At 72.6% G+C, this 6,548-nt stretch carries 6 protein-coding genes; 2 read left to right on the top strand and 4 right to left on the bottom strand.

What is annotated here, in order from left to right:
- A partial coding sequence (locus KUF83_RS18395; RefSeq protein ID WP_217455809.1) for an NAD(P)/FAD-dependent oxidoreductase occupies positions 1–608 on the top strand: 608 nt, incomplete at its 5' end.
- Between the two features lie 4 nt (positions 609–612).
- Positions 613–1,350, top strand: coding sequence for a hydrogen peroxide-dependent heme synthase (gene hemQ / locus KUF83_RS18390; protein ID WP_217455808.1), 738 nt, complete (start codon positions 613–615; stop codon positions 1,348–1,350).
- A gap of 37 nt (positions 1,351–1,387) precedes the next feature.
- Here hemQ and KUF83_RS18385 read toward each other — a convergent pair whose 3' ends face one another.
- The 4 genes from KUF83_RS18385 to KUF83_RS18370 all read right to left on the bottom strand — a co-directional run bounded on the left by KUF83_RS18385 (position 1,388) and on the right by KUF83_RS18370 (position 6,516).
- Positions 1,388–2,959: an alpha/beta hydrolase gene (locus KUF83_RS18385; RefSeq protein WP_217455807.1), complete on the bottom strand. Its 1,572-nt coding sequence runs from the start codon at positions 2,957–2,959 to the stop codon at positions 1,388–1,390.
- A 128-nt stretch (positions 2,960–3,087) separates the two neighbouring features.
- Entirely contained in the window at positions 3,088–3,861 is a 774-nt protein-coding gene (locus KUF83_RS18380) for a TIGR04222 domain-containing membrane protein (RefSeq protein WP_217455806.1), read from the bottom strand.
- Positions 3,862–3,964: 103 nt separating this feature from the next.
- On the bottom strand, positions 3,965–4,825 hold the full coding sequence (locus KUF83_RS18375; RefSeq protein ID WP_217455805.1) for a DUF4142 domain-containing protein: 861 nt from the start codon (positions 4,823–4,825) through the stop codon (positions 3,965–3,967).
- Between the two features lie 377 nt (positions 4,826–5,202).
- Positions 5,203–6,516, bottom strand: coding sequence for a DUF692 domain-containing protein (locus tag KUF83_RS18370; protein WP_217455804.1), 1,314 nt, complete (start codon positions 6,514–6,516; stop codon positions 5,203–5,205).
- Positions 6,517–6,548 lie beyond the last annotated feature (32 nt).

Genomic DNA, 6,548 nt, shown 5'->3' with positions numbered 1-6,548 from the left:
CGGCCGCGCTGCTCGGCGCCGAGGCCCCGGCCGCCGCGGCCGAGCTCGCGACGGTCGAGTACGCGTCCATGGCGCTGATCACCCTCGCCTACCGCCGCGGTGACGTCTCCCTTCCCGAAGGGAGCGGATTCCTGGTGCCGCCGGTCGACGGGCGCACCATCAAGGCGTCGACGTTCGCCTCCCAGAAGTGGGGCTGGATCGCCGACGGGAACCCGGACGTGGTGGTCCTGCGGACGTCCGTCGGGCGGTACGGCGAGACGGAGATCCTCGGCCGCGAGGACCGGGACCTCGTCGACGTGTCACGGCACGACCTGCGCGAGGCCACCGGCCTGGCCGCGAAGCCCCTGGAGACCCGGGTGACGCGCTGGGCCGACGGACTGCCCCAGTACCCGGTCGGGCACCACGCGCGCGTGGCCCGCATCCGCGAGCACGTCGCCGGGCTGCCGGGCCTCGCCGTCTGCGGAGCGGCCTACGACGGCGTCGGTATCCCGGCGTGCGTCGCGAGCGCCCACGCCGCCGTGGACAGGCTGACCGGCGGCCGCGCGGGACTCACGGACGCCCTGATCGCGCACCCGGTGCAGAGCCTCCACGGCGGAGCGGGAGAATAGCCCCATGAGCGACGACGCCCCCACCACCGGCCAGGCCAGGACTCCGAACGCCGGCAAGAAGGCCAAGGACCTCAACGAGGTCATCCGTTACACCCTCTGGTCCGTGTTCAGGCTTCGGGACGTGCTTCCCGACGGCGCCGCGCGCGCCGGCTACGCGGACGAGGTGCAGGAGCTGTTCGACCAGCTCGCCGCCAAGGACGTCACCATCCGTGGCACGTACGACGTCTCGGGGCTGCGCGCCGACGCCGACGTCATGGTCTGGTGGCACGCCGAGACCGCCGACCAGCTCCAGGAGGCGTACAACCTCTTCCGCCGGACGAAGCTGGGCCGCGCCCTGGAGCCGGTCTGGTCGAACATGGCGCTGCACCGGCCGGCGGAGTTCAACCGCTCGCACATCCCGGCGTTCCTCGCCGACGAGACGCCGCGGAACTACATCAGCGTGTACCCGTTCGTCCGCTCCTACGACTGGTACCTGCTGCCGGACGAGGACCGTCGCCGGATGCTCGCCGACCACGGCAAGATGGCCCGCGGCTACCCGGACGTGCGCGCCAACACGGTCGCCTCGTTCTCCCTCGGCGACTACGAGTGGCTCCTCGCCTTCGAGGCGGACGAGCTGTACCGCATCGTGGACCTCATGCGGCACCTGCGTGCCTCCGAGGCCCGGATGCACGTCCGTGAGGAGGTTCCCTTCTACACCGGGCGCCGCAAGTCCGTGGCCGAGCTGGTCGAGGGCCTCGCCTGACGAGCTCCGCGAGGGCCCGTCGTGCGGTTCCGCTCCTCTAACGGGCCGCCGGGACCGGCTCCTTGTGCGGCGCGCACACCGCGCGCCGCACCGGATGCCTTCCCTCCAGCAGATACGCGTCCAGGTGGGCGTTGACGCACGCGTTGTCCCCGCCGCCGATCCCGTGCGAGCCCGCCGCCCGCTCGGTGACGAGCGCCGAACCGGACAACCGCCGGTGCATCTCCAGCGCACCGGCGTACGGCGTCGCCGCGTCCCGCTCGGCGGCCAGGATCAGCGTCGGCGGCAGCTCCCCGGGGGCCGTCCGCACGTCGAGCGGCCGCGAGCGCGGCAGCGGCCAGTAGGCGCAGGGCAGGTTCATCCAGACATTGCTCCAGGTCTCGAAGGGCGCCACGCGCGCGAGACGCGTGTTGTCCCGGTCCCAGGTGTGCCACGCGCGCGGCCAGGGCGCGTCGTTGCACTCGACGGCCGTGTAGACGGCCTTGCCGTTCTCCTGCTCCTCCAGCGCGTCCGGATGCGGACCGGCCAGCCGGACCAGCGGCTTCGGGTCGCCCTTCAGATACGCGGAGAGCGCCAGCGCGCGCTGCGGCCAGTAGTCGTCGTAGTACCCGGCCTGCAGGAACGCGCCCTGGAGCTGCCCCGGCCCGACCGTGCCGCCCGCGGGCGCCGCCGCGAGCCGTGCCCGCGCCCGCTCGTAGCTGCGCAGCACCTCCTCGGGCGTGCGGCCCAGCCCGTACACCTTGTCGTGCTTGGCGATCCAGGCGCGGAAGTCGGCCCAGCGGCCCTCGAAGGCGACCGACTGGTCGAGGTTGTTGCGGTACCAGACCTTCTCCGGGTCCGGGTCGACGGCCGAGTCGAGGACCATCCGGCGCACGTGCGAGGGGAACAGCTCCGCGTACAGGGCTCCGAAGTACGTGCCGTAGGACGCCCCCATGAAGGTCAGCCTCCGCTCGCCCAGGGCGGCACGCAGGACGTCCAGGTCACGGGCGTTGTTGATCGAGGAGAAGTGCCTGATCCCGCGGCCCGACCGCTCGACGCAGCCACGCGCGTACGCCTTCGCCCGTGCGACCCGCTCCTTCTTGTACGACTCCGAGGGGTGCGTCGGTGACTGAGAAGGGCCCTTCAGGAGCTGTTTCGGGTCCTGGCAGGACAGCGGCGCCGAGCGGCCCACCCCGCGCGGGGCGTACCCGACGAGGTCGTACGCCGCCGCGATGCGCTTCCACTGCGGCATCATGCCGATCAGCGGGAAATACATGCCGGACGCGCCGGGGCCGCCCGGGTTGAAGACGAGCGCACCCTGCCGCGGCACGGACTTCTTCCCGTCCTTGCCGGTGGCCCTCACCCGGCTGACGGTCAGCTTGATCTGCTTGCCGTCGGGGTGCGCGTAGTCGAGCGGGACGCTCACCGTGCCGCACTTCAGGCTGGCCGGGCCGTCCTGGTCCTTCGAGCACGTCCCGAAGCGGATGCCGTCGTCTGCGGCACGCTCGGCGGCGACCGCCGTGCCGCGCCGTTCGGCCCAGCCGGACGGCGTCTGGGCGCTTCCGGCGGGCGCGGCGACGACAGCGGTCAGGACCAGGGACCCGGCTGTTCCGTAGAGGACGGCAGCTCTCATCGCTTTCCCTTCAGTGCACGGCAGCAACAAAAGGGATGGTTCGTTCGGTACTTGGCGAAGTAAAGCACCGGCCCGTGGATGTCGGCCCAAGCACCCCGATGCGCGCCCCACGCGCGCCCGGAGCGCCCTCAGGCGTGCGGCTCGCGGTGCCCGAAGGCCGCCCGCAGCTCCGGTTCGCCGACCGCGCGGATTCCGCGTACGGCCACGGTGGTGAGGTACGTACGGTCGTCACTGCCGGTGTCCGCGCGGCGGGTCAGGGAGCTCAGCAGGTGCTGTCCGGCCGGGGACGCCCAGCGGGTGTAGGGGTGGACCTCGATCCGGGCGATGGCGAGGCAGCTCAGGGTGAGGATCAGGGGGAGCGTGAACCAGACGGCCACCAGCGCCCGCTCCTCCTGGGCCTGAACGGGCATCAGCAGCGCGATCGAGCCCAGCACCAGTACGGCCGCCGCGGCCGACCGGACCTGGCGCACGGCGTCCGCGACGGTGGTGCGCGTGCCGTCCGGCACGGCGAGGCCCGCGGCGACGAGACGGTCGGCGAGGACGCGTACGGACTCCGCGGCGGCCGCGCTGGTACGGACCGGCGCTATCCGTGACTGCCCGTCGGGGCCTATCGCACCCAGCACCGAGCGCTCCATCTCGTCCCGGCCGCGCGGGTCCACCACGGTCGCCCAGCCGGTGTGGGCGAGCAGTAGCCGGCGCTGGCGGGCCATCGACACGAGCGTCAGGTCGGCGACCCGCGCGGGCCCGCCCGACAGGAACGCCGCCTCGTAGAGCGTCAGAGCGCGCTCGTGGGAGGCGTGCGGGTCGTCCGCGGCGGCGGCGCGGACGGAGGCCAGGCACAGGCGCGTACAGGTCGTACCGGCCGCGACCCAGGCCAGGAGAAGGAGGAGGACCCAGAGCATGCGGGATTTCTATGCGACGAGGGCCCGGCCGCGCCATGGCTTGTTCACATTTTGGACGAAGCGTCCTCGCTGTGTGACGTTTCGTTTCGGTGCCCTCCGGTTGCTAGGGCTTCTTGTCGCTGTCCTCCGCCTTCTCCTGCGCCTTCTCCTGTGCTTTGTCCTCTGCCTTGCCCTCCGTCTTGTCCTGCGTCTCGTCCTTCGGCTTCGCCGGGCGGCCGGTCGCGGCCGGCGGCAGGGAGTAGGTCGGCGAGGGGGAGGGCGAGGCCGGGACGGGCGGACTGGGTGAGGCCTGTGGCCCGGGCGGCGCGGGGGAACTGGTGAGCGGGGGCACGCTCGCGGCGGCCGCGTCACGGGCCAGGGCCTCGAAGTCGACGAGACCGGTGGCCTCCAGGACCGTGATGTGGTCCAGCACCGTGGTGTTCGCGTCGTCGGCCAGTTCACGGACAAGCGAGTTGCGGGTGTTCGCGCGCACCTGGGCGACCAGGCCGAACACCTTGCCGTGCGCGCTGCGGAGGATGTTCGCGAACTGCGTGTCGTACTCCCCGCCCCGCGCCGCGCTCAGCGTGTCGAGCCACGCCTGCTGCTGCTCGGTGGGCTGGTTGGGCAGTTCGAGGCCGAGCCGCGCGGCCACGGCACGTACGCGCTCGTCCAGGAACGTGTGTCCCTCCACGAGGTGTTCGCCTGCCGTCTTCACGGCGCGGGTGGTGCCGCGCTCCTCCGCCTGCTGGCCGGCGGGCAGCTCCCACAGGCCCGCGAGCCGGACCTTCGTGACGAAGTCGCGGTCCAGCGCGGACAGCGGGCCGTATCCCGTCGACACGGTCTCGGCGTTCAGCGTGTCCACGCCCGTGCCCGACCGGTCCGCGTACGACCAGATCGGGAAGACCAGCGCCACGAGGGTCGCCGTCAGACCGGCGACGATGAGCCCGGTGCCGCTGAACAGCCCGCGGCGGTTGATGGATCGCATGGTGCCTCCTGTTGCGGCACCGCACGTTAGTGCGCTTCTGGATGGGGGTTGGCATATTACTTCGTGGAGTACGCCAACTGCGGTACGGGTTCGGACGAAACGAGTACACGCCAGGACCGGGCGGCGGAAGCGGTGTTTTCGCTGGTGGGGAAGGGTCCGCGGGGAGCCGTCCGGTGACCTTCGGGGTCTTGCCCGCGTCATGTGTGCACGGGCGGTTCCGAAGACCGGCTGGGTGCGCGCCCGCGCGGCCCGGCCCGCGCGGAATGCCGCTGAGCAGGCACGAACCCCGTGTGCCTGTACGGAACCGGCATCCCTGTCGCCCCGGGTGAGCGACATCACGCGTGACGAACGCCCCTACGCACCCCGTCGACCGGTTCTCAACGCCTCAGCAGGACCCGTCGCGTGGCGCGCGCCAGCCGGGCCGCCGGGCGCTGCGACAGCGGGGCGGAGCCCGACCGCTCCAGCCACCAGTCGCTCAGCTTCCGGCGCACGTCCCCGTCCTCGACGTGTCCGGCGAACAGCAGGTGCTCGGCGAAGTCCAGGGCGTCCCGCCGGTAGCCGTCGGTCATCGGGTGGCCGTGCGCGTACGCCAGGAACGCCGTCCGGTAGCCGCCCGCCAGGATCTCCGGCAGCTCCGGGGCGACCTTGGCCACGACCTCCGCCCGCTTGCCCGCCAGCGCCCGGGCCTGCACGGCCAGCCGGGGCCGGTCGAACCCCTCGGGCACCGGCGTCCCCGCGACGAGCGCGGACAGCAGGGCGGCCTGCGCCAGGGCGAGGCGCTGGCGGGCCGGGTCGGTGGGCGGCTCCTCCTTCGGGAGGGCCTCTTTGTCGCTGCCGGACCTCGCGGGCGCGGCATCCACGGCCACGGCCCCCTTCTCCACCGTCTCCCGTATCGCCGTCAGCTCGCGCTCCAGCTCGGCCGGCTCGGGGAAGTTCTCGTCACGCTCCAGGAGCACGCCCGGCGGGCGGACCCGGGAGGCCAGGTCGGCGAGGACGTCGAGGACCGCCGCAGGCACCGCGTGCGCGTGGCTGTCGTGCCAGACACCGTCGCGCTGGAAGCCGCCGGCGACGTGGACGTACGCGATGGCCTCGACGGGCAGTTCGTCGAGGGCCGCGGCGGGGTCCTCACCGCGGTTGACGTGGTTGGTGTGGAGGTTGGCCACGTCGATGAGCAGCCGGACACCGGTCCGGTCGACCAGGTCGTACAGGAACTGGCCCTCGGTCATCTCCTCGCCGGGCCAGGAGATCAGCGCCGCGATGTTCTCCACCGCGAGCGGTACGGGCAGCGCGTCCTGGGCGATCCGGATGTTCTCGCACAGGACGTCGAGGGCGTCCCGGGTGCGGGGGACGGGCAGCAGGTGCCCGGCCTCCAGGAGGGGCGAGGCGGTGAGCGCCCCGCCCGCCCGGACGAACGCGATGTGCTCGGTGACCAGCGGGGAACCGAGGGCCTCGGCGCGGGCCGCCAGGTCGGCGAGCTTCGACTGGTCCGGCCGGTCCGCGCCGCCGAGCCCCAGTGACACCCCGTGCGGAACCACGGTGATGCCGCGCTCACGCAGCCGCACCAGCGATTCGGGGAGATGCCCCGGGCAGAGGTTCTCGGCGACCGCCTCGACCCAGTCGATGCCGGGCATGCGCTCCACGGCGTCGGCGATCTCCGGCCGCCACCCGATTCCCGTACCCAAGTGCTGCATGGTCCCCCTCCTTCACCACGGTTTCACCAGGA

Origin of the sequence: Streptomyces sp. BV286 (assembly GCF_019090165.1) — a bacterium.
GTDB lineage: Bacteria > Actinomycetota > Actinomycetes > Streptomycetales > Streptomycetaceae > Streptomyces.
This window is presented reverse-complemented; position numbering and strand designations above follow the sequence as displayed.